The sequence below is a fragment of the Actinomadura sp. 6K520 genome, assembly GCF_004349245.1.
Lineage (GTDB): Bacteria > Actinomycetota > Actinomycetes > Streptosporangiales > Streptosporangiaceae > Spirillospora.
The window spans coordinates 1-26336 of the sequence record NZ_SMLC01000002.1 but is presented as its reverse complement, the minus strand read 5'-3'; the positions used below and the strand labels follow the sequence as shown (position 1 = coordinate 26336).

Here is a 26336-nt window from a genome sequence, read left to right as displayed (position 1 = left end):
TTCCCCCTCGGGCACGCCTCTGATGATCAACACGGAGCAGGTCGGCAAAAAGGTCCCCGTGCAGGATACCCGTGCACCAATACCACGCATCCCGCGTGGAGATCGACGTTGGCGCGGTAGCGGCGGGTTTCGAAACGCCCGGTAGCGTGACAGGTATGCGTGCGATCGTTGTCCGTGAGCCGGGAGACCCCGACGTCCTGGAGTGGACGGAGGTTCCGGATCCGGCGCCGAAGCCGGGCGAGGTGCTGATCGACGTCGTGGCCGGCGCGGTGAACCGTGCGGACGTCATGCAGCGGATGGGGTTCTACCCGCCGCCACCGGGCGCTCCCCCGTACCCGGGGCTTGAGGTGTCCGGGCGGATCGCGGAACTGGGCCCGGACGTCTCGGGAGTGCAGGTCGGCGACGAGGTGTGCGCGCTGCTCGCCGGGGGAGGGTACGCCGAACGGGTCGCGGTGCCCGCCGCGCAACTGCTCCCGGTGCCACGCGGGGTGGACGTCGTCGAGGCCGCCGGCCTGCCGGAGGTCTCGTGCACGGTGTGGTCGAACGTGTTCATGCTCGCCGGGCTGCGCGAAGGGGAGACGCTCCTCGTCCACGGCGGCGGCAGCGGCATCGGGACGCACGCGATCCAGCTCGCGAAGGCGCGCGGCGCCCGGGTGGTGACGACGGTCGGCAGCGCGGCGAAGGCGGCCCGCTGCCGGGACCTCGGCGCGGACGTGACGGTGAACTACCGCGAGGACGACTTCGTCGAGCACGGCCCGTACGACGTGATCCTGGACGTGATCGGCGCGAAGTACCTGGCCCGGAACGTGGACGCGCTGGCCGTCGGCGGCCGCCTGATGGTGATCGGGCTGCAGGGCGGCGCGAAGGCCGAGCTGGACCTCGGCAAGCTGCTCCGCAAGCGGGCGCTGGTCCACGCGACGACGCTGCGGGCCCGCCCCCCGGGGGAGAAGGCGGAGATCGTGGCGGGCGTCCGCGAGAATGTTTGGCCGCTGCTGGAGTCGGGCGCCGTCCGGCCGGTCGTCGACCGGCGGTTCCCGATGCCGGACGCGGCGAGTGCGCATCGGCTGCTCGAAGACAGCGGCCACGTCGGCAAGATCCTGCTGACCGTGTGATAGGAGGACAATGAGCGACCCTTCGAAGAAGCAGTCCGGACAGGACCCCCACGTGCTCGTGGTCGGCCCGGGGGGCATCGCCGCGGGGGGCGGTGACGAGGGCGAGAACGAGCACAAGTCGGTGACCGGGATGGTCGAGCAGCCGGCGAAGGTGATGCGGATCGGCGGGATGATCCGGCAGCTCCTGGACGAGGTCAAGGCCGCCCCGCTGGACGAGGCGAGCCGGGCCCGGCTGCGGGAGATCCACAAGTCGTCCATCAAGGAGCTGGAGGACGGTCTCGCGCCGGAGCTGGTCGAGGAGCTGGACCGGCTGTCGCTGCCGTTCACCGAGGGGACCGTGCCGAGCGAGGCGGAGCTCCGGATCGCGCAGGCGCAGCTCGTCGGCTGGCTGGAGGGCCTGTTCCACGGCATCCAGACGACGCTGTTCGCCCAGCAGATGGCGGCACGCGCGCAGCTTGAGCAGATGCGCCGTGCCCTGCCCGCCGGGATGATGCCCCCGGGCGCCGGCGCGGAGGAGGACGCCCCCGGAACGCGTTCGTCCGGCCCCTACCTGTAGGGCACGGCGCGCGGCGTCACGGGAAGAGGCGCTCCAGCACTTCGGCCACGCCGTCGTCGTCGTTACGGGACGTCTTGTGGGTGACGGCGGAGAGGACGAGCGGGTGCGCGTTCGCGACCCCGTACGAGGTGCCCGCCCAGGTGAGCATCGGCAGGTCGTTCGGCATGTCGCCGAAGGCGACCACGGCGTCGGACGTGAGACCGCGCTCGGTGCACAGGGCGGCGAGGGCGCTGGCCTTCGTGACGCCGTGCGCGCTCATCTCCAGCAGGCCCCGCCCCGACGAGTGGGTGACGGTGACGAGGTCGCCGACGGCGTCCATCGCCTTCGCCGAGAGCGCGTCGGGGTCGGCCTCGGGGTGGAACGCGAGCAGCTTCGTCCCGCTGCGGCCGACGAGGTCCTCGGGGTCCACGGGGCGGCCGCCGAGGGCCTTCGCGTCCCAGCGGCCGAGCAGGTAGCTCTTCTCGAAGACGAAGCCGTCCGGGTGCTCCACGGCGAACCGCAGCTCCGGCGCGACCGTGCGGAGCCGCCCCACCGCCTCCGCGATCACCGGGGGCGGGATCTCCCTGGTCTGCAGGACGGTCTCGGTGTGCAGGTCGTACAGCACGGCGCCGTTGGCGCAGATCGCGACGCCGTGGTGGTCGACGGCCGTGGCGATCTCCTTCATCCAGCGCGGCGGCCGCCCGGTCACCATGACGAGCGTCGCCCCGGCCCGCTCGACCCGGGCCAGGGCGGCGACGGTGCGGGCGGAGACGGTCCCGTCGGAGCGCACGATCGTCCCGTCGAGGTCAGTGGCGATCACGCGCGGCGAGGACTGGCTCATGTCACCTTCCAGGGCAGATGGGACACACCATAAGCCACGCCCCGGACATGCCCCGCCGGGTGTCAGCGCTTCACCGGCTCCAGGACGTCCTGCCCGAGGAACTTCCGCAGCGCCTGCGGCACGCGGACCGTGCCGTCCGCCCGCTGGTGGTTCTCCAGGATCGAGACCATCCACCGCGTGGTCGCCAGCGTCCCGTTGAGGGTCGCGACCGGCTGGTTCCTGCCGTCGGGGTCCTTGAACCGCACCGCGAGGCGCCGCGCCTGGAACTCGGTGCAGTTCGACGTCGAGGTGACCTCGCGGTAGGTGTTCTGCGTCGGCACCCACGCCTCGCAGTCGTACTTGCGGGCCGCGCTGGAGCCGAGGTCGCCCGCCGCGACGTCGATCACCCGGTACGGGATCTCGACCTTGGCGAGCATCTCCTTCTCCCATTCCAGCAGCCGCAGATGCTCGTCATGCGCGTCGGCGGGGTCGCAGTAGGAGAACATCTCCACCTTGTCGAACTGGTGGACGCGGATGATGCCGCGGGTGTCCTTGCCGTACGAGCCGGCCTCGCGGCGGAAGCACGACGACCACGCCGCGTACCGCCGCGGGAGCCCGTCGATGATCTCGTTCATGTGGTACGCGGCGAGCGGCACCTCCGACGTCCCGACCAGGTACAGCTCGTCCTGCGGGAGGTGGTACACCTCGGCGGCGTGCGCGCCGAGGAACCCGGTACCCTCCATCGCCTCCGGCTTCACCAGGACCGGCGGGTACATCGGGACGAACCCGGCCGCGACGGCCTGCTCCATCGCGAGGTTGAGCAGCGCGTACTGGAGCCGCGCCCCCACCCCGGTCAGGTAGTAGAACCGCGCGCCCGACACCTTCGCGCCGCGCTCCATGTCGATCGCGCCGAGGCTCTCCCCCAGTTCGAGGTGGTCCTTGGGCTCGAAGTCGAACGCGGGCGGCTCACCGACGTGCTCCAGGACGACGAAGTCCTGCTCGCCGCCGGGCGGGGCGCCGTCCTCGATGAGGTTCGGGACGCTCTTCAGCAGCGCGTCGAGCTCCTCGCCGAGCCGGTCGGCCTCCGCCTCGCGCTCCTTGACCTCCTGCGCCAGCTCCTTCGCGCGGGCCAGCAGCGCCTGCCGCTCGTCGCCCTGCGCCTTGGACACCGACTTGCCGAAACTCTTCTGCTCGGCCCTCAGCTGCTCGAACGACGTCAGCGCCGAGCGGCGCCTCCCGTCCACGTCCAGCAGCCGGTCGACGACGGTCTCGTCCTCGCCGCGGGCGCGCTGCGAAGCGCGCAGCCGCTCGGGATCCTCTCGAAGAGCTCGCAGGTCGATCACAGACCCGAGGCTACCGGCCCGGCCGGTCCCGTGCGCGGGAGTATCGCCGGTGTCAGCGGACTCCGCTCGCGAGGAGCGCGTGCGCCGGCAGCGCGACCACGCCGTCCAGCGAGCCGTCCCGCACCGCGTGCCGGGACACGATGCGGTCGTAGGCGTCCTTGATCCGCGCGACGGTCTCCGCGTCCTGCCGGCCGACGATGACGCCGTTGGTGCCGACCCTGGCCAGCGCGCCGGTCCGCCACCACTCCTCGGGGTCGACGACGTGCTCCCACGTCACCTCTTCGACGGCCACCTCGCCGAACCCGGCCTCCGCGACCAGCCGCCGGAACGCCACCGGCTCGCCGTACGCCAGGAACGGCGGCTCCGGAATGTCGTCGGGCCACGGCACGCCCGCCTCCTCGATCGCCTCCCGGACGATCGCGAGGGCCCCGCTGCCCGGCATCACCCAGCAGCTCAGCGCCAGCCGCCCGCCCGGCCGCAGCACGCGCCGCAGCTCCGCGAGCGCCCTGACCGGGTCCCCGACGTGATTGATGACGAAGTTGCCCGCGACCGCGCCGAACTCGCCGTCCCCGAACGGCACCTCGGGCAGCACCGCGACCCGCACGTCCAGGCCGGGAACGTTGCGGCGGGCCGCCTCGGCCATGCCCGGTTCGGCGTCCATCGCCGACACGTCGGCACCGCGCCGGGCCGCCTCCCGCGACACGAAGCCGGGCCCCGTCCCCACGTCGAGGAACCGCATCCCCTCCGCGACACCGGCGGCGTCCAGCAGCGGATCGATCATGTAACGGGTGAGCCGGGCGAACCCCTTCTCATACGCGTCGGCGCGCCCGTCCCACAGTTCCCGCTCATAGGCGTCGAAGTCCAAGACCACCCACGCACCCTACGTCACCGCACGTCCACGTAGTCGGCCGGCTGGTTGGAGCCGACGTAGGTGCTGCTGCCCCAGTACCTGGCAAGCCAGGTACCGTCCTGCGACGCCTTGAATTTCTTGTTGAACCAGCCGTTCGTCGCGGTCTTCGTGATGGCCATCTTCGTCCAGGTCGATGAACCCTTTGGCCTGAAGTAGATGTGGATATTCGCGCCCGGCCCCGGCTTGCCGGCGGGCATGTAGCGGTACAGCAGGCCCTTGACCGTGATGTACGCGCCCTTCTTCACCGGCTCCGGCGAGGCGTTGTAGGAGTGAATGTGCGTCCGGTACCCGACATCGACGTAGTCGGTCGAAAGATTGGAGCCGGCGTAGGTGGCATTGCCCCAGTACCTCGCCAGCCACGTCCCATCCTTGGACGCCTTGAACTTCTTACTGAACTTCCCGTTGCTCGCCGTCTTCGTCACACCCATCCGCGTCCACGTGGACGACCCGCTCGGCTGGAAGTAGACGTGGACGTTCACCCCCGGCGCCGACATCCCGCCTTGGGCCATGTAGCGGAACAGGGTCCCCGCGACCGTGACGTACGCCCCCTTCATCACCGGCTCCGGCGAGACGTTGTAGTACTGGATAGCTGTCCGGTACTTGACATCGACATAGTCGGAACCGCTCACGGCCGGCGTGTACTCGTTGTTGCCCGGGTATTGGGCGCGCCAGTAGCCGTCCTCTGTCCCGACCGTTGTCATGTCGAACGTCCCGTCGGCAGAGGTCGTCTGAGACGTCACACGCGTCCAGTCCGTGCCGTTCGTGGAGAACTCCACGAACACGCGCACATCGGCCAGTCCGTAGGTGACCCCATCGAGATCGCCTACCAGGCGCCCGCTGAGTCGCCTCCAGCCGTCGTACCAACTCGGCTCTGGGCCTGCGTCGAAGCTGGCGAACCGCGCGACCTTCCGGACCTCCGCGGCGCCTGCCGTCGCATGGCCGCCGGTCGGCAACGCCGTGTCCGCGTGGGCGGTTGCGGGGACGTACAGGGCCGACGCCACGGCGGCGGCGGAGACCAAGAGAGCTGACAAGGGTCGCAACGGAGGGCCTCTCCACTTGGGGGTGGTGTGGAGTTGACGCCCTAGATCGACTATCGGTTCACTGCCGAACCCGACCAGATGGTCACATCTCGGTCACCGGAGATTTCGCCGGCCTCCCGAGGCTGGTCAGGGGTTGTTGTGGGGGACGGCGCATCCGTCGTCCGTGCAGGTGTCGGTGTCGTCGCCGATCGTGGTGAGCTTGGGACGCGCGTCCGCCCAGGCGCGGTCAAGGACCTGCGTGAACGTTTCGGTCGGCTGGGCGCCGGAGACACCGTAGCGGCGGTCGATGACGAAGAACGGGACGCCGTTGGCGCCCAGGTCGCGGGCCTCGCGCTGGTCGGTGTCGACCTCGGCCGCGAACTTCCCGGTCGTGAGGGTCTCGCGGGCGGCGCCGGCGTCCAGGCCCGCCTCTTCGGCGATCTGCGCCAGGGAGTCGTGGTCGAAGACCGAGCGGCGGTCTGTGAAGTGCGCCTTGTAGAGGGCCTCGACGAACGCGTCCTGCACACCGTGCTCGGCAGCGAGATGGACGAGCCGGTGCGCGTCCGCGGTGTTGCCCACCCGGCCGCCTTCCAGGTGGTACTCCAGTCCGGCGCCGGCGGCGCGCTGCTCCATCTGCCGGTTCATCTCGACGGCCTGCTCGCGCGGCATGCCGAACTTGCCGGAGAGCATGTCGGCGACGTCCATGGTCTCGCCCTTGGGGAACGAGGGGTCGAGCTGGAACGCGCGGTACACCACCTCGACCTGGTCCCTGTGCTCGAACTCCTCCAGGGCGTGCTCGAACTGCCGCTTCCCGATGTAGCACCAAGGGCAGATGACATCGGACCAGATCTCAACACGCATGGAGGGCACCTCTCTAGGGACGGTCGACCATGCCAACACGTCCGGGTGCGAAACGATTTCTTCAGGCGCGGCCGGTGCGGATGGCCTCGACCCAGGCGGCGGCCTCGGCGAAGTCGTCGTCGTGGGTGCCCCGGCGGATCTCCGGCTGGATCTGGTCGGCGCGGTGGTAGGAGCCGACGAAGCGCACGTCGGAGCAGACTCGGCGCAGGCCCATCAGGGCCTCTCCCACGCGGGCGTCGGCGACGTGGCCCTCGAAGTCCATCCAGAACAGGTAGGAGCCGAGGCCGGCGCCGGTCGGGCGCGACTGGATCAGGGTGAGGTTGATGCCGCGCACGGAGAACTCGGTGAGGATCTCCAGCAGGGCGCCCGGGTGGTCCTCGCCGATGAACGCGACGACGGTCGTCTTGTCAGTGCCGGACGGCGCGGGCGGGGTGCAGGGGCGCCGCAGGACGACGAAGCGGGTGACCGCGTCGGCGACGTCGTGGATGTCCTCGGCGAGCACGGTCAGGCCGTAGCGGGCCGCGGCGAACGAGCCGGCGAGGGCCGCGTCGTAGTGGCCGTCGGCGACGTGCTGGGCGGCCTCGGCGTTGGACGTGGCGGCGCGCCACTCGGCGTCCGGGACGTTGTCGAGCAGCCAGCGGCGGCACTGCGGCTGCGCGATCGGGTGGGACGCGACGGTCTTGATGCCGTCCATCGCGGTGCCCGGACGGACGAGGAGCGCGAACGAGACCGGAAGGTGGATCTCGCCGACGATCTGCAGGGGTTCGCCGGTGGCCAGTTCGTCCAGCGTGGTGGGGACGGACCCCTCGACGGAGTTCTCCAGCGCCACGACGGCGGTGTCGGCATCGCCGCGGCGGAGCGCCTCCAGGACGGCGGGGACGGTCGCGTACGGGACGTGCTCGGCCACGGCCGCGTCCGGAAGCGTCAGCAGCGCGGCCTCGGTGAAGGTGCCCCGCGGACCCAGGTAGGCGTAGCGCACTGGCCTGTCGTCTGCGGTCACGGGTCCCCCGGATGCGTGTTACTGGTGAGTGGGAATCGCCTCGGTGAGCTGCGAGGTGAGGACGCCGAGTTTACCGCCCGCCCGGCGAAGACCGCCCGGGAGCCGCCGCGGGCCGCCGCGGGCCGCCGCGCGCCCGTCAGGCGCGGGCGGTCGGGGTGCGGTCGCCGCTGCCGAAGTCGGCGAGCGGGTCGTCCATCGACACGACGGGGCCCTTGCCGAGCCGCGCCGCCCGCAGGACCTGGTTCTCCTCGGGGGAGAGCATCTCGACGGCGTGCCCGCCCTGGATCGCCTTCGCGTAGGTACGCGTCTCCGTCCGCCCGTTGATGGAGCTGACCACGACCCCGTCCCCCACCGCGTTGATCAACGCGAGCGAGAAGGACCGGTGTCCGGACATCTCCTTGAGGGCGTCGTAGTGGACGATGGCGAGGTCGCGCAGCGCGCGCTCGTCCATCGATCCGCTGGCGACCTGAAGCTGGCGCCTCAGCATTTCCCCGCACTCGTCGACGACCTGGTTCACCCGGTTGTGGGCGACCACCGCGATGGACAGGCCCGCAACACCCGCGACCAGGCCGGCGACGGCCACCGCGACAAGCATCACGGGCTGAGCGTACCCACCCTGACCTCCCGTTGCGAAGAATCCTCGTGATCAACTCGCGGATCGAGACGTTTCACGAGCCAGTGGCCGAGCAGCACGATCGACGCGAGGGCGGCGGCGCCGAACGTGTCGCGGAGCACCTCGCCCGTGAAAACCGAGACCGGGGAGTGGTCCGGGCCGATCATGGCCCGCGCCCACCACGGGATCGGGAACAGGAAGAGCAGCCAGAGCGCGAACGCGAGCAGACATCTTCGCGTGTCCCGGCCATCACCGGCCAAAGCCGCGATCACCGCGATCATCCAGACGAGGTGGTGGATCCACCCCACCGGGGACAGCGCGACCGACAGCAGCCCGACGATCGCGACGGAGCCGAGGAGCAGGCTCGTGGCGTCGGGCCCGGTCAGCAGACCGGCGACCTGGGACGAGCGGCGGGCCCAGCGGAACCCGTAGTACGCGACGACCGCGGCGAGGACGAGCCACACGAGCGTGCGGACCGGGCCCTCGTCGAAGATCCGCGCGACGATCCCGTGGACGGCCTGGTTGGTGGTGCCGTCCACCGCGCCCGTCCGGTCGCCGCCCTGGAGCAGCGCGCCGAACCAGAAGTCGGCCGAGTCGGACGGCAGCAGCGCGAACCCGGCGAGGGTCGCGGCCGCCGCGGTCAGTATCGCGTTGCCGAGGGCCTCCCGCCGCCCGGTGATCAGGAACCAGATGAGGAAGACGCCCGGCACCAGCTTGATCGCGACGGCGAGGCCGACGAGCATCCCGCGCGGCCACCGGGCGGTGCGGGCGCAGCAGTCGGCAAGGCACATGGCCAAGAGGAACAGCCCGACCTGGCCGAAGCGGAACTGGTCGCGGACGGGTTCGAGCCACGTCATCGCCGCGAGGAGCACACCCGCGGCGAGCGGCGCCCAGCGGCCGAACCGGCGGATGAGGTCGCGGAAGGCGTAGCAGACCGTGACGACCAGCGCGGCGTAGATGAGGGCCGTCCACACCACCTGGGCGACGGGCCAGGAGAGCAGGGTGAACGGCACGGCCAGCACCGCGGCGAACGGCGGGTAGGTGAACGGCAGCAGCTGCGGCGGCTGCGTCAGCACGTCGTAGAGCGGGGCACCGCGCAGGATGGCGCGGCCGCCGTCCCGGTACACCTCCAGGTCGACGAGCCGCTGGTCGGGCGGGTTGCCGAGCCAGCGGACGACCACGGGCGTCACCGCGGCCACCGCGACGACGACGCCCGCCAGGAGGATCAGCAGATCGGCCCGCCGCCACCGCCGTCCGGCGCCGGACGCGGGCTCGTCCCCGGCAGGGGCCTCGTCGCCGGCCTCGTCGCGGGCCTCGTCGCGGGGTTCGCTCACAACCTGCGCCTCGGGACCGTCCACAGCCGCAGGATAGGCCCCCACGGCGTTGGTATGGCTCTTGTAACCTGTGCGCCATGACTTCGCGGGGAGCAAAGATCGCCATGTTCCTCGCGACCCTCGTCGCGGCGCTGACGGGTCTTTCCGCTCTGTTCCCGGTGCACGCCGGGGCGGCGTCCCCGGAGAGCGCTTCCCAGCGGAGCTCGTCCGCGATCGACGGACGCGTCGTGATCATCGGTGTCCCCGGGCTGCTGTGGAGCGACATCGGCAAGAAGGAGACGCCCGCGCTGTGGGGGCTGACCGCGCAGGGCTCCGCGGCGAGCCTCAGCGTCCGCACGACGCGGGTCAGCACGTGCCCGACGGACGGGTGGCTGACCGTGTCGGCGGGACAGCGGTCCCGGCTGCCGCACGGCGACTGCGCGCTCCCGGCCGCGCCGCTCCTGGCCGGGCAGGACTCCCCCGCGGGCCCGGTGCCGGCGGGCGGCGCCGTTGCCCCCGGCTGGCCCGCGATCAAGAGCGACAACGCCGACACCAACTACCACGCGCAGATCGGGCTGCTCGGCGACGCGGTCCAGCGGGCGGGCGGCTGCACGCTGGCGGTCGGGCCCGGCGCGGTGTTCGGGCTCGGCAACGGCGGCGGGCGGGTCGACCGCTACGTCCCGTCCCCCGACCGGGTGACCGCCGCCGACTGGGCGGCCTGCCCGCTCGCGGCGGTCGAGGTCGACGACCTGTTCCGCGCCTACCTCAACGCCGGCGTCGACCCCCAGGGCGCGCAGGTCCCGCTGTCGAAGCCGGCCCGTGCGGCGGCCGTGGCCGCCGCGGACCGCCGGGTCGGGCAGGTCATGACCGGCCTCCCGGACGGGACGACCGTCCTGCTCGCGGGGCTGTCCGACATCGGCGTCGACCCGCATCTGCGCGTCGCCATCGCCAAGGGCGGGGCCGGCGGTGACACGACCTACGAGCCAGGCTTCATGACGTCCGGCGCCACCCGGCAGGACGGCCTGGTCACGCTCACCGACGTCACCGCGACGACACTGAAGCTGCTCGGCCTGCCGCAGCCGAAGCAGGCCGTCGGGTCGGTCTGGCGGCCGGAGCCGTCGGCCGACACCACCGCCGAACGCGTCGAGGCCCTTGAGGACCAGGACGTCGCCGCCCAGGGCATCCGGACCGTCCAGACGTCGTTCTACTGGGTGCTCTTCGCGACGCAGCTCGTCCTGTACGGCATCGCGGCGCTCGCGCTGCGGCGCCTCGGCGGCGACCGCAGCTCGCGGGCCCGGATACTCGGCGGCACCCGCGTGATAGCGCTGCTCGGGGGAGCGGCGCCGGGCGCGTCGTTCCTCGCCGGGCTGCTGCCGTGGTGGCGGGCCGAGCATCCGACCCCGGTCCTGATCTGCACCGTGCTCGGCTTCGCCGGGCTGCTGACCGGGCTGGCGCTGGTCGGCCCGTGGCGCCGGTCCCTGTTCGCGCCCGGCCTGGTGATCACCGGCATCACCGCCGCCGTCCTCGCGCTGGACGTCATGACCGGGTCGAACCTCCAGCTCAACACGCTCATGGGGTACACGGCGCTCATCGCCGGACGCTTCTACGGGTTCGGCAACCAGGCGTTCTCGCTGTTCGCCGTCGCGTCGATCCTGACGGCGGCGTGGCTGTCGGAGTACCCGCTGCGCGCCGGGCGCAGGTGGCTCGCGCTGGGGATCGTCGTGCTGATCGGGGCGTTCGCCGTCGCGGTGGACGGGCTGCCCGCGTGGGGCAGCGACTTCGGCGGCGTGCTGGCGATGGTCCCCGCGTTCGCCGTGCTGGGCCTGATGGTCATGGGACGGCGCGTCTCCCCGCTCACGCTCGTCCCGTTCGCCCTGGCCGGCGCGGCGCTGGTGCTGCTCATCTCCTACCTGAACTCCAGGAGCGCGAACCCGACGCACCTCGGCCGGTTCTGGCGCGACCTCATGGACGGCGAGGCGTGGGGCGTCGTCACCCGCAAGTTCGACGCCATGGTGAACAGCCTCGGGTACTGGCCGTACACGCTGGCCATCGCCGCGGCGGTCGTGTTCCTGTTCTTCGTGCTGGCGCGGCCGACGCGGTGGCGGGTGTCGCTGCTGCAGCGCGCCTACGAGCACAGCGTGACGATGCGTCCCGCGCTGATCTCCGCGCTGACGGTCGGCGTCGTCGGCATGCTGGTGAACGACTCGGGCGTGGTGATCCTGTCGGTCTCGCTCAGCCTGGCGACCCCGCTGATGCTCGCGGCCGGTGTGCGGTCGCTGGAGATCGACCTGAGAAACGAAGACTCTGCACCACCAGAACCGCCAGGATCGCGACCAGCGTCCACGGGATCACCGTCGGCCGAACGAAGGTGAACAGCCACGACAGGTCGTCCGGCAGGCTGATCCGGGCGGGCGCGCGGGCCGGGAGGTAGGCGAGGCTGAGCGCGGCGGTGTGCGCGAGCAGCAGCCAGTCGACCCGCGTCCAGGGCAGCAGGGCGAGCAGCGCCCAGCCGAACCCGTCGTACCAGGGCAGCGCGTACGGGGCGGCGAACAGCCAGGCGAGGACGAACGCCGCGGCGATGCGGCGGTGCTCCCCGTCCCGCGCGTCGTCCGGCGCGGCGGCTCCCCCGGGCGGGACGTCCGCTCTCGGGAGCGTGCGGGCGAGCAGCACGAACAGCACGAGCCCGAGCAGCAGCGCGCCCGCCTTGATGACGTCGCGCCGCGCGCCGCGGCCGAACCACTCGTCCAGCAGATGCCAGGGGGTGGCGAACGAGACCATGCCGCTCGCCTCGCGGACCTGGTCGAGCGCGTGCGGTCCGGCGAGCAGGTACGACAGCGCCGCCATGGCCCCGGCGCCGGCGGCGAGCGCGGCGAGGCCGGCGACGGAGCGCCGCACCCGGCCCGGGCCCGTCCCGCGGAGCAGCGCCCAGGCGGGGCCGCCGGCGACGAGCGCGGCGGGCAGCTTGACCGCCGCGCCGATCCCGGTGAGGGCGCCCGCGGCGAGCGCCCGCATCCACCCGGCGCGCGGCCGGCGGGCGCCGAAGAGGGCGAGCGCCGCCACCATCGGCGCGATCGCGAGGACGTCGTTGTGCGCGCCGCCGATCAGGTGGAACAGCACGAGCGGGTTGCACGTCCACAGCAGCGCCGTGCGGAGCCGCCGTTCGGCGCTCCCGGCCGTCCGGTAGAGGATCAGCGCCGTCACCGCGAACGCGAGCGTGTTGGCGACCGACAGGACGAACACGGTGAGCCGCACCGATCCGCCGCCGATCCAGGCGGCGAGCGCCTGCTCGCCCGTGGCGATCGGCCCGTACACCGACGGGGTCGTGCGCCACTCCTCGGGGGCCCCGGCGACGGGGTCGTGCGGCAGTTCGGCCGCGCTGGTGTCGTAGGGGTCGTGGCCCGTCGCCGCCATCCGCCCGTAGGAGGCGTAGTTCAGGTGGTCGGTGGACCCGACCGGCGGCATCATCATGAACGCGACGGCCGCCAGCAGCCCGGCCATGGCCAGCGGGAACGCGCGGACGCGCCACCCTTTCCGGACGGCGAGGAAGCACAGCCCCAGCCCCGCCGCCCCGGCCAGCACGCCCGCGACGACAAGGCCGATCACCAGGTACGGCGACGGGTGGACGGCCAGCGAGTACGGCGGCTCGGCGGCGGCGCCCTCCAGCTCGGGCTGGAAGACGGACGGGCCCAGCAGCGCGGTGGCGAGGAAGCATCCGAGGCTGAGGCCGATGCCGCACAGCCCGCCCGTCCCGAGACGGGTCACCGGCGGTTGCCGCGCAGGCGGTCCATGCGGCGGGTCACCGCGGGTTCGCGCACGGCGAGCGCCCGCGCCACGTCGCGGAACTGCCGGGCGCGGTGCAGTTGGGCACGCAGGTCGGTCCCGGTGGCGCGGTGCGCGAGCGGGACCTCGACCTCCCGCACCCGGAAGCCGTCGCGCAGCAGGTCGATGGTGAGCGCGGTCTCCACCCCGAACCCGGCGGCGAGCGGCAGCGCGGCGTCGAACGCGGCGCGGGTCAGGCAGCGCTGCCCGTTGAGGGGGGCGGTGGCCTCCCAGCCGGTGGCGCGGCGGATCCCGTCGCGGGACAGCCGGACGACGAACCCGTGCCCGCCGAGCTTCACCGTCGTGGTGAACACCGCGATCGTCATGTCGGCTTCGCCGGACCGCACCGGCTCGGTGAGCGGCGCGGCGTCCCGGGCGGTCTCGGCGAGGTCGGCGTCGAGGAACAGCAGGTGGCGCGGCTGCTCGCGGCCGTCGTCGAGGAGCCGGACGGCCTCGGCGCCGCTCTCCATCGCGGCTCCCTTGCCGCGGTTGCGGCTGTGCCGGACGACCTTCGCCCCGGCCTCGCGGGCCACCCGCCCGGTGCCGTCGGACGAGCCGTCGTCGACGACCACGACCAGGTCGGCGCCGGGAAGTTCCTGCGCGGCCTTGACGGTGGCCGCGATGCGGTCGGCTTCGTCCTTGGCCGGGATGATCACCGCTACGTCCTGCATATCCGCGATCGTAGCCGGGGACGGGCGGGCCGCGGGGGCTGCCGCCGCGAACGCCCCGGCCCGTTTCCGGCGCGGTCACCCGCGGGACGAACCCGCTTCACCCAAGCCGGGCCGGGGGACATACGGAAGGGGCCGCCCCCGGCTCTCGCCGGTGGGCAGCCTGACGAACGATTCGGGACGGACCGGGTCAGCCCGCGTCCATGGCGGGCGCCGCGTCGCTCACGGTGAACACGGTGTCGAGCCCGGTGACCTGGAGGATGCGCTTCACGGCGGGGCGCGGTGCCGCGAGTTCCAGCGAGCCGCCCTGCTCCTTGAGCCGCTTCATGGCCGCGAGCAGGACGTTCATGCCGGTCGAGTCGCAGAACTCGACACCGCTCAGGTCGACCACGATGCGGTCGACCTGGTCGCGCAGGAGGCCCGCGAGGGCCGCCTGCAGCCGTGGCGCGGTATAGAGGTCCAGCTCACCGACCGCCGTAACGACGGCGTGATCCTCCTGAGACGTGGTCGAGACGTTTAGCTCCACGTCCGGCACACTATCTCGCGAACGGCCCGTGGGCCAGACAGTTGACCAAGTCCCCTGCGGCATGGGCGTGTCGCCACGCGGGCAGGTCCGCACGCTTTGAGAACTACGCACCGTGATGTCATGATCTCGCCATTGGCGATGTCCGCGGGCGGTCCGGTGTTCTCCCGGTTCCCGCCTCGCGGGGGCCCCGAGTAGGAGAGGCTGAGCAGGTGCAACAGCGGCATGAGCGGAAGGCCGATCCGAGAGAGGCCCGGGTTCGCGAACGCCTGGAAGCGATCCGCACGCGCTCCGCGAAATCAACTTCGTGGCGGACGTCCACCCAGTACCTCTCCCGCCTGATGAACAAGGGCGGCTTCGTCCCGGTCAAGGCGCGCCTGTCCCGGGAGGACCTCTCCTTCCTCGCGGGCGCCCGCGAGGAGGTCATCATGTTCGCCGAACTCGGTGTCCGGCTCCTCGACCTGCACCGGCCCCAGGAGTCCGGCGGCATCACCAGCGACCCGGGCGCCCCCATCCACCGCTGCCGCGCCTGCATGGCCCGCTGGCCCTGCCCGACCTTCCGCGCCATAGACGAAACCCTGAGCACCTGACCGGCACGCGAAACCCCGCCCCCGCCATCAGCACGGCCGCGGCGATCTTGTCGCCTCCCGTTCAGGGTGCCCCCTGGCCCGGGTCAGGGTTGGGCTCCGCCTCACGGTGGGGGATGACGGCGCAGAGTCGTCCCCAAGGGTGATGACCTCAGCGGACTGAGCGCATACGGTGAAGACATGGGTAAGACAGTTCTGACCGTTCTCGGTGTCGTTCTCGCGGTGTGGCTGGTGATGACCGTCATCGGCTCGATCCTGTCGATGCTGAAGTTCTTCTTCTTCATCGGACTGGTCGCCGTCGTGGTGGTACTTGCCGTGACCGCGGTTTCCAAGATGTCAAAAAGTAACTAGCGAAGTGGCCTGGCCCCCTTGCCGGGGCACCGCCGATGGCCGCATGATGCCGGGATAACCAGGATAAACAGGCGGTTATCGGCGAAGGGGCCTATCGTGGCGGTTCTGACCGAGGTACTGCGCGAACGCGCGAGTTCGCATCCCGATCGCACCGCGTACATCGCGGGCGACACCGAAATAAGCTTCGGGGACTTCGACCGGCGCGTCGACCGGGTCGCGTCCGCCCTCGTGGGCGCGGGCGTCGGGCAGGGCGACCGCGTCGCGATCCTCGACAAGAACTCCCTGGAGTACGCCGAGCAGTTGTTCGGCGCGGCGCGGGTCGGCGCCGTCCAGGTCCCGGTGAACTACCGGCTGGCGCCCGACGAGGTCGCCTACATCGTCAACAACGCGAAGGCCAAGGTCTTCGTCGTCGGCCCCGAGTTCGTCCCCGTCCTGGACGCGATCGCCGACAAGCTGGAGCACACCGGCCTCAACGTCGTCATCAACGGCGGGGACACCGCCTACCAGGACTACGCCGCCTGGATCGACGCCGCGCCCGACACCAAGCCCGAGTACGAACCCGCCTCCTCGGACGTGTTCGTCCAGCTCTACTCGTCGGGCACCACGGGCCGCCCCAAGGGCGTCATGCTGACGCACGACAACTTCCTCGCGGCCCTGACCGTCACCAACGACGTCTGGGAGATCGACGAGTCGTCGGTCCTGATGATCGCCATGCCGATGTACCACGTGGCGGGCAACGTCCTCACGGTCTCGTCCATGTACAACGGCCTCGCGGGCGTGATCGCGCGCGAACCCGACCCGACGCTGATCGCGAAGGGCATCGAGCGGCACAGGGTCACGCACATCTTCCTCGTCCCGGTCCTGCTGCAGTTCATGCAGCTGATCCCGGAGGTCGCCGAGGCGGACATGTCCAGCCTCAAGCTCCTCCTCTACGGCGCGTCCCCGATCAGCGAGGACGTGCTGCGCGGCGCGATGCGGATGCTGCCGGGCACCGAGTTCATGCAGGTGTACGGGCTCACGGAGGTCACCGGCGCGATCACCATGCTGCCGGCCGAGGACCACGACCCGGACGGCCCGAACCCCCACCGGCTGCGCAGTGCCGGGCTGCCCAACGCCAACACGAAGATCAAGATCGTGGACCCGGCGACGCAGCAGGAGGTCCCCGCCGGCCAGGTCGGGGAGATCGTCTGCCAGACCCCGCAGAACATGAAGGGCTACTGGGGCCTGCCCGACGCGACCGCGTCCGCCCTCTCCGACGAGAACTGGTTCCGCACCGGCGACATCGGCTACCTGGACGAGGACGGCTACGTCTACATGCACGACCGGGTCAAGGACATGATCATCTCCGGCGGGGAGAACATCTACCCGGCCGAGATCGAGAACGTCCTGATGAGCCACCCGGCCGTCACCGACTGCGCGGTCATCGGCGTCCCGTCCGAGAAGTGGGGCGAGACCCCGAAGGCCCTCGTCGTGCTGTCCGAGGACGTCCCCGAGCAGGACATCATCGACTTCTCCCGCGAGCGCCTGGCCCACTTCAAGTGCCCCAGCACCGTCGAGCGCCGCGCCGAGATCCCCCGCAACCCCACGGGCAAGATCCTCAAGCGCGAACTCCGCGAGCCCTACTGGGAAGGCCGGGACCGAGCCGTCCACTGACCGCAACCCCCGAAGGGCGCCCCGACGTTCGGGGCGCCCTTCGCCTTTGATCAAGTCGCCTTGTCAGGCTTAATACCTGACGGCGGCTGAGAGGGGGCGGTGGTCGGAGGACTTGGTGCGGGTGTTCGGGACGCTGCAGGAGACCGCGGCCGAGCGGGTGGTGAACAGGTAGTCGGTCTTGTCCACCGCGGTGCCCTGCCAGTCCTGGCGGGTGTTGGCGCCGGTGCGGGACGAGCCCGTCTGGTCGCATTCGGCGTAGGCGTCGTAGAGGGGGTCGAGGGACGGGCTGCCCGGGACGTCGGCGAGGTCGCCGCCGACGAGGACGCGGCCGGGGCCGGCGAGGTCGACGAGGGCGCCCGCCTGCCTGCGCCGCCAGTCGTCGTCTTCGGCCGGGTCGAGCTGCGTGACGCAGACCCGGGTCGACCAGGACGGGACGTCACCGCACAGGGCGAGCGGGGCCCGGCCGGCGGGCGCGGGCAGTTCGGTCTCCTCGGCGTGGGTGAGCGGGGCGTCGGTGCCGATGGCGACGCCGAGGCGGCCCTGACCGCGCGCACAGGACGGGGCCTTGGGCAGCGGCGTGAACGCCCAGCTCCACTTGCCCAGGGTCTTCTTGAAGCCGCGGACGTGCCCCTCGCAGACCTCCTGGAGGAGGACGGCGTTCGTGCTGACCGTGCGCCCGCCCACCTCGGTGGCCTTCATCCGCTGGACGATCTTCTTGCCGAGGCCGGCGGGGTCCGTGCCGAGCGGGCAGCCGGGCGCGGCGTCGCCACAGACGTTCCAGGTCATCGCGTTGATCGTCACTGCCTCGGCGCCCAGGTCGGCACCGTCGGCGTGGGCCACGGCACCGTCGGCGTGGGCGGAGTCTCCGCCGCCCGGTATGTCCTCGATGCCGGCGCCGGTGGCGGCGGCGGTGACGACCGCGGCGGCCGCACAGACCGAGAACAGGGGGATCAGGGCGCGGGGGGATCGCACACATTCTCCAGTGGGGGGTGTCAGCGGGGATGACAGCGGCATTCCACCACAACAAGATCGCTTCCCGCAGCGATTCGCGACCAGTCGGTCATTCAACACCGGGCGCCCCGGACGTGGCGGATCACCCCAAAGGGTAGGGGGCCCGGCGAGTGATCTCGCCGGGCCCCGTCCCGCTAGCCGAGCACCTCGGTGACCGTGCCGGCGCCGACCGTCCGGCCGCCCTCGCGGATCGCGAAGCCGAGGCCCTCGGTCATGGCGACCGGCTTGCCCAGCTCGACCGCCATCTCGACCGAGTCGCCCGGCATCGCCATGCCGCCCTCGCCGCCGAGGTCGATGTCACCGACCACGTCCGTGGTGCGGAAGTGGAACTGCGGCCGGTACCCGTGGAAGAACGGCCTGCTCCGCCCGCCCTCGTCGGCGGTCAGCACCCGGACGCGCGCCCGGAACCGCAGGTGCGGCCGGATCGCGCCCGGCGCGCTGATCACCTGGCCGCGGCGGACCTGGTCCCGCTTGACGCCCCGCAGGAGCATCGCGGTGTTGTCGCCCGCCTCGGCGTGGTCCATCGACTGGCCGAAGGTCTCCAGCCCGGTCGCGACCGTGCCGAACGACTCGCCGAGCCCGACGACCTCCACGGCGTCCCCGACGCGGATCCGGCCCTGCGCCACGACCCCGGTCACGACGGTGCCGCGCCCGGTGATCGTGAGGACGTTCTCGACCGGCATGAGGAACGGCTTGTCGAGCACCCGCCGCGGCACCGGCACGTACGCGTCGATCGCGTCGAGCAGGTCGCCGATGCGGGCCGTCCAGTACGGGTCGCCCTCCAGCGCCCGCAGGCCGGACACCCGGACGACCGGGATCTCCTCGCCGGGGAACCCGTACTCCGACAGCAGCTCCCGCACCTCCAGCTCGACGAGGTCGAGCAGCTCGGCGTCCTCGACCGTGTCGGCCTTGTTGAGCGCCACCACGATGTGCCGGACGCCGACCTGGCGGGCCAGGACGATGTGCTCGCGGGTCTGCGGCATCGCCCCGTCCTGCGCGGACACGACGAGCACCGCCCCGTCCACCTGCGCCGCGCCGGTGATCATGTTCTTGACGTAGTCGGCGTGGCCGGGCATGTCGATGTGGGCGTAGTGCCTGGTCGCGGTCGAGTACTGGACGTGCGCGACGTTGATGGTGATGCCGCGGTCGCGCTCCTCGGGCGCGCGGTCGATGCGCTCGAACGGCACGGCGGACGCCGTCCCGCGCGCGGCGAGCACCTTGGTGATCGCCGCGGTGAGGGTCGTCTTGCCGTGGTCGACGTGCCCCATCGTGCCGATGTTGAGGTGGGGCTTGCCGCGCTCGTAAAGCTGCTTCGCCATTGTCTCGTCCTCACTGGTGGGACCGGTGAGAACCCATGCGCGTGCATGCGCATTCCCTGGCACCCCCCTCCGCTGGTTCTCCGAAGGGTGGGACGGAGAGGGGTCAGCTTCGCGCGCCGTCGTCGACGACTGCTGCGGTGGCTGCTGCGACCGCCGAGAAGGCAGCCGGCACCGCGCTCAGCAGGGCGGTGCCTGCGAGCGTCGTGGTGCCGGCCGCGAAGAACATGCTCGAAGACTACGAATCGCCCTGCACCGCGTCGACAGGTTTTTCACCTGCGGGGACGCGCAGCAGCACCAGACCGACGGCGGCGCCCGCGAACTGGAAGGCCGCGATCGCCAGGACCAGGCCGACCGGGCCGATCGCGGCGGCGGACGCGGCGGTCAGCGCGGCGCCGACCGCGGACGCGCCGATCTTGAGGCTGCCCGCCGTGGTGTTGACCTGGCCGAGCCGCTCCGGCGGCGACTCGCGCTGCCGGAGCATCAGGGTCGCGGCGAACACCGGCCCCTCGCTGACGCCCGCGACGACGAACGCCGCCGTCGCCCACGCCAGCGACGGCGCCACCGCGAGGGCGGCGAGCGACGCGCCGAACGCGACCAGCCCGGCGATCATGACCGGTTCACCGTGCTTCGGCGTCAGCCAGCGGCTGGACGCGAGCGAGCCGATCAGCGAGCCGATCGCGAGCGCCACGAGCAGCTGCCCGCCGGCGCTCGGCGCCGCGCCGATGTGCTCGGCGAGGAGCACCGCGGTCACCGCGACGCCGCCGAACCCCATCCAGGCGAGCGTCGTCGCCGCGGTCAGCGCCCGCAGCACCCGCACCTCGGCCAGCACCAGCAGCCCGCCCGCGATCATCGGGAACCAGCCGGTGCCGGGGCGCGCGCCGGCGTCCTTGTCGGCGCCCGGGTCGGCGCCCGGGTCGGCGTCCTTGCCGGGAGGCGGGCCGGGGAACGGGAGGAGGGGGAGCGTCAGGAGGCCGAGGACGCCGACGGCGATGATGGCGACCCCCGCGTACTGGCCGCCCGCCAGGGAGGCGAGACCGGCGGCGAGGCCGGGGCCCGCGATCCCCGCGAGGTTGTAGCTGGACGCCTCCAGCCCGTACGCGCGGGACAGCCGCCCCGCGGGCACGAACCGGGGAAGCAGGCTGGTCAGGGCCACGACGATGGGCTCGGTGACACCGATCACGGCCGCGACGAGCAGCGCGAGGACGATCGGCGACCGGCCCGCCACCGCCAGCAGCACCGCGGTCGCGACGGTGTACCCGGCGGCCAGGACGACCGCCGCGCGGCGGGGGCGTCCCACCCGGTCCAGCGCGTGCCCGATCAGGGGGCCGCTCAGGACGTACGGCAGCGTCATCGCGGTCTGCAGGTATCCGGCGGTGGCGGCGTTGCCGGTGCGCGCCTGGACGGTCAGGACCAGTGCCGTCGCGACGCCCTCGGCCGACACGCGCAGCAGCGTCGCCGAGGTGAGGTGGAGCGGGAGCGCCGCCGTCCTGCCGGTCACGGACGCATCCTGGCATAGGGACCATCCCGTCGATCACGCCGCTCGGCGCGCACCTAGACTGCGGAGTGTGACGGCATCGAGGACGGCACACGAGTACCGGGTCACCAGCGAGGTCGGGCGGCTGCGGACCGTCCTGCTGCACCGTCCCGGTGCCGAGCTGAAGCGGCTCACGCCGCGCAACAGCGACAAGCTGCTGTTCGACGCGATCCCGTGGGTGGGCCGGGCGCAGGAGGAGCACGACGCCTTCGCCGAGGCGCTGCGGTCGCACGGCGTCGACGTGCTGTACCTGACGGAACTGCTGCAGGACGCGCTGGAGTACGGGGAGGCGCGGGAGCAGGCCATCGCGGACGCCACCGCCGACCTCCGGCTCGGCGGCCAGCTCCGCCGTGTCGTGGCCGCCCACCTGCGGGAACTCGCCCCGGAGAACCTGGCGCACACACTGATCGCCGGGCTGGCGCACGAGGAGCTCAAGGCCGGGCACGGCCTCGTCTACCGGCTGATGGACCGGCTCGACTTCATCATCGATCCGCTGCCCGGCCTGCTGTTCACCCGCGACAACAGCGCGTGGATCGGGCCCCGGGTGGCGGTGACGAGCCTGGCCATGGAGGCCCGGCGGCGCGAGGCGGCGCTGACCGGACTCGTCTACGCGCATCACCCGCGGTTCGCGGGGGTGGAGCCGGTGTACTCGCCGTCGCTGGAGCATCTGGAGGGCGGAGACGTCCTGCTGCTGTGCCCGGGGGTGATCGCGGTCGGCACGGGCGAGCGGACGACCCCGGCCGGCGTGGAGCGGCTGGCCCGCCAGGTGTTCGCGGCGGGGCTGGCGCACACCGTCCTGGCCGTCCCGATCGCGCAGGAACGGGCGACCATGCATCTCGACACCGTCTGCACGATGGTCGACGTCGACACCGTCGTCATGTACCCGCCGATGGCGCACTCGCTCGTCGCCTACACGGTCACGCCCGGCGACGGCGACCTGCGGGTCACCGGGCCGCGGCCGTTCCTCGACGCGGCCGCGGAGGCGATGGGCGTCGGGCGGATCAAGGTGATCGACACCGGCCTCGACCCGGTCACCGCGGAGCGGGAGCAGTGGGACGACGGCAACAACACGCTCGCCGTGTCACCGCGGCTCTGCGTCGCCTACGAGCGCAACGTCGAGACGAACGCGCAACTGGAGGCGGCCGGTATCGAGGTCATCCGGATCAGCGGCAGTGAGCTGGGCACCGGGCGGGGCGGGCCGCGGTGCATGTCCTGCCCGCTGCTCCGCGACGAGGTCTGAGCGCCGGCACGGCCGGTCAGGCGGGGTACTCAGGCGGGGTATGCCTTGCTCGTGGCCGTCCGGCTCCGGTCGTGGAAGTCGCCGTCCGGCTCGTCCAGGAGGTCCGGCCAGTCGGAGAGGTCGGGGACGGCCTGCCCCCCGTTCAGCGCCCGCGTTCCCTCGTCGCCGGACGTGCCGGGGGCCCGCAGGATGGCCCACACCGTGGTGGAGCCCTCCTCGTGGCGCACGCCCCAGCCGTCGGACAGGGTTTCGACGATGCCGAGCCCGCGCCCGCCGAGCGAGGACAGGGTGCCGGGGCCGCGGCGCGGCTCGGTCATGGCGCCGCCGTCGCTGACCTCGAGTTCGAGGACGTCCTCGCGGCGCCGCCAGCGGACCCGGACCTGGCCGGACGGCAGCGGCCGCGCGTGCCGCAGCGCGTTGCTGATGAGTTCGCTGATGATGACGGTGGCGTCGTCGACGATGGAGTCGTAGACGCCCGAGTCGACCAGTTCCGAGCTGAGGCGCCTGCGGGCGACCGCAACGCTGGACGGTGCGTGGGGCAGCAGTACTACGCTCGACGCCCTCACCTCCCCGAGGTTCCGCTTACTCGGACGCTTCCCGTCATCGCGCTTCCAGTACGACCGAAATGCCCTTTCAGTCCCGACCGGAAACGCGAACGACTCAGTCTGCCACCTGCACAACGAGTCACCGCACTTCCGGTCACGGTGATCACCCCTGGATCGGAATCCCGTCACCAACGGCAACCATCAAAGGATCTATCCAGCCAACGGCGGACTTACTCCTCACGCACGCGTTTCGTCCATCACACCCCCGGGACACCGCACTTTCCCGCAGCGGCCAAGCCTGCCACCCATCGAGGCCGCCGATTGCCCTGGTCACACCGGCCGCACCCCGGCGCCGGCGGCGGTGTGGCCGCGCGATGCGCGCCCGGCGGCGGGCCCGGCCGGCGGCGGGCCGTCAGTCGGCGGCGCGGAGCACGAGCCGCATGCAGGTGCCGTCGCCGCGACGCGCGCCACCTGCGGGTCCTCGCCCGTCCGCGGCGCGGAGCAGGGTGTTCTGCCGCCGGGCGGGCGGCGGCACCGGGGCGGTTGGTCCGGTGCGTCCCCATCCAAACGGCTCTGTGTGAGATCCATCACGATTGCCATTTCCGGCCGGATGTGCAGAGATCGTTCCGCCCTGCGCCTCGGTAAGCCGTCTGACGATGTACAGCCCGAGTCCGATACCGCCGAAACGCCGCCGGTCCCCCGCCTCCCCCTGGACGAACCGCTCGAAGATCCGCTCGTGGTCGCCGGCCTTGATGCCGATTCCCTCGTCCACGACCGTCACGACGATGTCGGACCCGTCGCGGACCGCCCGGACGCTGACCGTCCCGCCGTCCGGGGAGTACTTGAACGCGTTCTCCAGCAACTGCCCGAGGACGATGTCGGTCGCCATCGCGTCCCCCCGGCAGTACGGCAGGTCCGGGGCGACCTCCAGCTCGACCCGGTGCAGCGGCGACAGCGACCGGAACCCGGCGACGACGCCCGTCAGCACCCGTTCCAGGTCGAACGACTCGATCGTCACCGTCAGCTCGTCGGCGCCCGCGCGGGAGCCGAGCAGCAGGTGCTCGACGAGGCGGCCGAGCGACTGGGCGCGCTCGGCGATGGTGGCGACGGCCGCGCGGCGGTCGGTGTCGGCCAGCTCGTCCCACCGGTTGACCAGCGTGGACGCGAACCCCTGCACGACCGTGATCGGGGTGCGCAGCTCGTGGCTCGTGGTGGCGAGGAAGAGGTCCTTGGCCTCCTCCAGGGCCTTGGCCTCGGACACGTCGCGGAAGTCGAGGACCAGCTCGCCGGTCTCCTCGATCTCGGCGGCCAGCACGTTCAGCCACGTCCCGGACTCCAGCCGGAACGTCAGCATCTCCCCGAGCGCCGGCATGTCGAACGGCAGCGGCCGCCCGATCGCGTCCTCCGGCGGGATGCCGGTGAGGGTGTGCGCGGCCGGGTTCCACTGCCGGACGACGAGATCGTGGTCGAGCACGGCGATGCCGTCGGCGCTGGAGTCGATGACGGCGCGCTCGTGCGCCCGCTGCCGGACGACCTCCGCGTAGGCGACGGCGTTGCCGACCGCGACGCCCGCGTGACCGGCGAGCAGTTCCAGCAGCTCCAGCTCGGTGTGCCCGACCTTGCCGCCCGAGAACAGGGCGTAGAGCGCACCGTACGGGCGGTTCTGCAGGTACGACAGGCCGAGCGCGATGGTGTGCAGCCCGGACAGCTCCGACCAGATCAGGTCGCCGAGGCGCCGCTCGCCCGTCGCGAGCTTGACGGTCTTGCCCGAGCGCAGCAGCTCTCCCACCAGGCTCGGCCGCAGCTCGGCGGACCTGCCGCGCATGTGCTCCGGCAGCCCCGACATGCTGACCAGCCGCAGCCGCTCGCCCTCGATCCGCACGAACCCGCCCGCGTCGGCGCCGGTCAGCTCGATCAGCGCGCCGGTGATCCGGTCGAGGACGACGGCGAGGTCCAGCTCGGCGTTCAGGTCGGCGACGATGTCGTTCAGCCGGCGGACGAGCCGGGCCCGCTCGGTCATGTAGTGCTGGACGACCTCGTCCTCGTCCACCGGGTGGTACACCCCCACCCAGCCGAGCAGCGTGCCGGACGGGTCCTGCAGCAGGCTCGTGTCGATCCGCACGTCGATCAGGCGGCCGTCGCGGTGGAACCTGCGGGTGGCGATCGAGATCTGCCCGCTCTCGCCCTCGCCGGCGGGCCGGGTGAGCAGCCGCTCCTGCACGGCGTTGTGCTCGGCCTTCAGCTCGTCCGGGACGATCGGCGGCACCCGCCCGACCATCTCGTCGGCCGTCCAGCCGAACATTCGCTCGGCGGCGGGGTTCCACACGGTGACACGGTGCCGCTGGTCCACGGCCACGATCGCATCGGCGGCGCTCTCGATGACGGCGCGCGCGATCGGGTCGTGGACGTGGTTCACGCCTGTCATCGTGCCACCGCGCCCCACGCGACGCGGGGTAACTTGCACCGAAAGTTCCCACGTCACACTTACCTTTTGGTAAGACTACCGTCCGGTAACCCGCGCGCCCGCCCCGGGTACGCGCCGCTGCGCATCACGCCACGTACGGGGGGCCGTCACCGCCGCCCTCCATCGGACGGCCCGCCTCGGCCCAGTCCTTCATTCCCCCGTCGACGTTCTTCGCCAGCCAGCCCGCCTGGTTGAGCGCGACGGTCACCTGCGCGGAACGGGCCCCGGACCGGCAGATCACGAAGACCTCCTGGTCACGCGGAACCTCCCCGGCGCGGTCACCGAGCTGGCCCATGGGGATGTGGACCGCCGCGGGCGCGTGACCCGCGTCCCACTCGTACTGCTCACGCACGTCCAGCAGGTAGGCGCCCTGCGGAACGTCAGCGGCTCCCACGGCCGGCACGTCGTCCCCGAAATTCATCACACCTCCATGGAACCGCGCCAAGCCCCCCTGCGTCGAATCACTCATGCGGTATCGGACGCTCCTCTTCGTAGCGCCCGGGCTGGCCGTGCTCCTCTTCTCGGCCGCCTGCGGCGACGAACAGGCCAACGGAAATCCCGCCGCCGAGCCCTCGGGCACGACGTCCGTGCAACCGTCCAGCTCGCCGGCGGAGACCCTCACCATCAATGTCCGGGCCTCCGAGCAGGCCCCCGCCAAGTCCTGGACCCTCACCTGCGAGCCGCCGGGCGGCGACCATCCCAAGGCCGCCGAAGCCTGCGCGGCCCTCACCAAGGCCAAGGACCCGTTCGAGCCCGTCCCCAAGGACCAGATGTGCACCGACATCTACGGCGGCCCGGAGGTCGCCACGGTCAAGGGCACCTGGGACGGCAAGAAGATCGACACCCGGTTCAGCCGTAAGGACGGCTGCCAGCTGCACCGCTGGACGGAGGTGGCGCCGCTGTTCGGCGACGTGCCCAAGGTCCGCTGAACGAGCCATCCCCGTTCCGGCTCCGTTCCCGACCCATCCGATCGAGTAGGAGGGCCGGGTCGCCCGGCCCTCCTCTCACACCACCGGACATGCGGGCCCGCATCCGGCGGTTCGTCAAGCCGCTGGTCTGAGTCTGCGCCAGGTGGCTTGAAGCCCTAGCAGGCCAA

General features: G+C 71.9%; 25 protein-coding genes and 1 pseudogene. 8 read left to right on the top strand and 18 right to left on the bottom strand.

Annotation, left to right across the window (positions count from 1 at the left end; genetic code table 11):
- The first annotated feature begins 155 nt into the window (after positions 1-155).
- A complete protein-coding gene (locus E1289_RS00840) occupies positions 156-1112 on the top strand; it encodes an NAD(P)H-quinone oxidoreductase (protein WP_131974170.1) in 957 nt (318 codons plus the stop codon).
- Positions 1113-1122: 10 nt separating this feature from the next.
- Complete coding sequence (locus E1289_RS00835) at positions 1123-1668, top strand: bacterial proteasome activator family protein (RefSeq protein WP_131974168.1); 546 nt, start codon at positions 1123-1125, stop codon at positions 1666-1668.
- 16 nt (positions 1669-1684) lie between these two features.
- On the opposite strand, the gene E1289_RS00830 is transcribed toward E1289_RS00835, so the two are convergent.
- From E1289_RS00830 to E1289_RS00795, 8 genes are all read right to left on the bottom strand, one after another.
- The gene (locus E1289_RS00830; protein WP_131974166.1) at positions 1685-2488 is read right to left on the bottom strand and encodes a Cof-type HAD-IIB family hydrolase; all 804 of its coding nucleotides are present in this window, start codon (positions 2486-2488) and stop codon (positions 1685-1687) included.
- A 62-nt stretch (positions 2489-2550) separates the two neighbouring features.
- Positions 2551-3810 (bottom strand): serine--tRNA ligase, encoded by a 1260-nt coding sequence (gene serS, locus E1289_RS00825; RefSeq protein WP_131974164.1) that lies wholly within the window; start codon positions 3808-3810, stop codon positions 2551-2553.
- Between the two features lie 52 nt (positions 3811-3862).
- A complete protein-coding gene (locus E1289_RS00820) occupies positions 3863-4681 on the bottom strand; it encodes a class I SAM-dependent methyltransferase (protein ID WP_131974162.1) in 819 nt (272 codons plus the stop codon).
- Between the two features lie 14 nt (positions 4682-4695).
- Entirely contained in the window at positions 4696-5751 is a 1056-nt protein-coding gene (locus E1289_RS00815; protein ID WP_131974160.1) for a hypothetical protein, read from the bottom strand.
- A gap of 135 nt (positions 5752-5886) precedes the next feature.
- Complete coding sequence (locus E1289_RS00810; protein WP_131974158.1) at positions 5887-6600, bottom strand: DsbA family oxidoreductase; 714 nt, start codon at positions 6598-6600, stop codon at positions 5887-5889.
- Between the two features lie 61 nt (positions 6601-6661).
- Positions 6662-7600 carry a prephenate dehydratase gene (gene pheA / locus E1289_RS00805; protein WP_243712525.1) on the bottom strand — a complete coding sequence of 313 codons (939 nt, stop codon included), beginning with the start codon at positions 7598-7600 and terminating at the stop codon, positions 6662-6664.
- Positions 7601-7736: 136 nt separating this feature from the next.
- The gene (locus tag E1289_RS00800; protein ID WP_131974372.1) at positions 7737-8195 is read right to left on the bottom strand and encodes a DUF4446 family protein; all 459 of its coding nucleotides are present in this window, start codon (positions 8193-8195) and stop codon (positions 7737-7739) included.
- Positions 8195-9571, bottom strand: coding sequence for a glycosyltransferase 87 family protein (locus E1289_RS00795; RefSeq protein ID WP_243712524.1), 1377 nt, complete (start codon positions 9569-9571; stop codon positions 8195-8197). The genes E1289_RS00800 and E1289_RS00795 overlap by 1 nt, the downstream gene beginning before the upstream one ends.
- Before the next feature lie 53 nt (positions 9572-9624).
- On the opposite strand from E1289_RS00795, the gene E1289_RS39335 reads away from it, so the two are divergent.
- The gene (locus E1289_RS39335) at positions 9625-11898 is read left to right on the top strand and encodes a hypothetical protein (RefSeq protein WP_243712522.1); all 2274 of its coding nucleotides are present in this window, start codon (positions 9625-9627) and stop codon (positions 11896-11898) included.
- A gap of 679 nt (positions 11899-12577) precedes the next feature.
- Here E1289_RS39335 and mptB read toward each other — a convergent pair.
- The 3 genes and pseudogenes from mptB to E1289_RS00775 form a co-directional block, all read right to left on the bottom strand.
- A pseudogene (mptB, locus tag E1289_RS39330) lies at positions 12578-12991 on the bottom strand (polyprenol phosphomannose-dependent alpha 1,6 mannosyltransferase MptB); the annotation flags it as partial.
- Between the two features lie 293 nt (positions 12992-13284).
- Positions 13285-14016 (bottom strand): glycosyltransferase family 2 protein, encoded by a 732-nt coding sequence (locus E1289_RS00780; protein WP_131974154.1) that lies wholly within the window; start codon positions 14014-14016, stop codon positions 13285-13287.
- Positions 14017-14203: 187 nt separating this feature from the next.
- Entirely contained in the window at positions 14204-14539 is a 336-nt protein-coding gene (locus E1289_RS00775) for an STAS domain-containing protein (RefSeq protein ID WP_184878281.1), read from the bottom strand.
- Between the two features lie 209 nt (positions 14540-14748).
- Here E1289_RS00775 and E1289_RS00770 point away from each other — a divergent pair, with 209 nt between their 5' ends.
- The 3 genes from E1289_RS00770 (at position 14749) to E1289_RS00765 (ending at position 17127) form a co-directional block, all read left to right on the top strand.
- Positions 14749-15126, top strand: coding sequence for a hypothetical protein (locus E1289_RS00770; RefSeq protein WP_131974150.1), 378 nt, complete (start codon positions 14749-14751; stop codon positions 15124-15126).
- 177 nt (positions 15127-15303) lie between these two features.
- A complete protein-coding gene (locus E1289_RS37900; protein ID WP_165970275.1) occupies positions 15304-15474 on the top strand; it encodes a hypothetical protein in 171 nt (56 codons plus the stop codon).
- A 96-nt stretch (positions 15475-15570) separates the two neighbouring features.
- Positions 15571-17127, top strand: a complete 1557-nt coding sequence (locus tag E1289_RS00765) for a long-chain-fatty-acid--CoA ligase (RefSeq protein ID WP_131974148.1) — start codon at positions 15571-15573, stop codon at positions 17125-17127.
- A 69-nt stretch (positions 17128-17196) separates the two neighbouring features.
- Here E1289_RS00765 and E1289_RS00760 read toward each other — a convergent pair whose 3' ends face one another.
- The 4 genes from E1289_RS00760 to E1289_RS00750 form a co-directional block, all read right to left on the bottom strand.
- The gene (locus tag E1289_RS00760) at positions 17197-18099 is read right to left on the bottom strand and encodes an endonuclease/exonuclease/phosphatase family protein (RefSeq protein ID WP_131974146.1); all 903 of its coding nucleotides are present in this window, start codon (positions 18097-18099) and stop codon (positions 17197-17199) included.
- A gap of 173 nt (positions 18100-18272) precedes the next feature.
- Positions 18273-19457, bottom strand: a complete 1185-nt coding sequence (gene tuf, locus E1289_RS00755; protein ID WP_131974144.1) for an elongation factor Tu — start codon at positions 19455-19457, stop codon at positions 18273-18275.
- 103 nt (positions 19458-19560) lie between these two features.
- Positions 19561-19683, bottom strand: coding sequence for a hypothetical protein (locus E1289_RS40015; RefSeq protein ID WP_279486442.1), 123 nt, complete (start codon positions 19681-19683; stop codon positions 19561-19563).
- A 9-nt stretch (positions 19684-19692) separates the two neighbouring features.
- Positions 19693-20955: an MFS transporter gene (locus E1289_RS00750; protein WP_131974142.1), complete on the bottom strand. Its 1263-nt coding sequence runs from the start codon at positions 20953-20955 to the stop codon at positions 19693-19695.
- A gap of 67 nt (positions 20956-21022) precedes the next feature.
- Here E1289_RS00750 and E1289_RS00745 point away from each other — a divergent pair, with 67 nt between their 5' ends.
- The gene (locus E1289_RS00745) at positions 21023-22231 is read left to right on the top strand and encodes an arginine deiminase (protein ID WP_131974140.1); all 1209 of its coding nucleotides are present in this window, start codon (positions 21023-21025) and stop codon (positions 22229-22231) included.
- A 29-nt stretch (positions 22232-22260) separates the two neighbouring features.
- Here E1289_RS00745 and E1289_RS00740 read toward each other — a convergent pair whose 3' ends face one another.
- From E1289_RS00740 to E1289_RS00730, 3 genes are all read right to left on the bottom strand, one after another.
- Positions 22261-22797, bottom strand: coding sequence for an ATP-binding protein (locus tag E1289_RS00740; protein ID WP_243712521.1), 537 nt, complete (start codon positions 22795-22797; stop codon positions 22261-22263).
- Between the two features lie 391 nt (positions 22798-23188).
- Entirely contained in the window at positions 23189-25201 is a 2013-nt protein-coding gene (locus E1289_RS00735; RefSeq protein WP_243712520.1) for a PAS domain-containing protein, read from the bottom strand.
- Between the two features lie 124 nt (positions 25202-25325).
- Positions 25326-25661 carry a rhodanese-like domain-containing protein gene (locus E1289_RS00730; RefSeq protein ID WP_131974138.1) on the bottom strand — a complete coding sequence of 112 codons (336 nt, stop codon included), beginning with the start codon at positions 25659-25661 and terminating at the stop codon, positions 25326-25328.
- A gap of 46 nt (positions 25662-25707) precedes the next feature.
- On the opposite strand from E1289_RS00730, the gene E1289_RS00725 reads away from it, so the two are divergent.
- On the top strand, positions 25708-26169 hold the full coding sequence (locus tag E1289_RS00725) for an SSI family serine proteinase inhibitor (protein WP_131974136.1): 462 nt from the start codon (positions 25708-25710) through the stop codon (positions 26167-26169).
- Positions 26170-26336 lie beyond the last annotated feature (167 nt).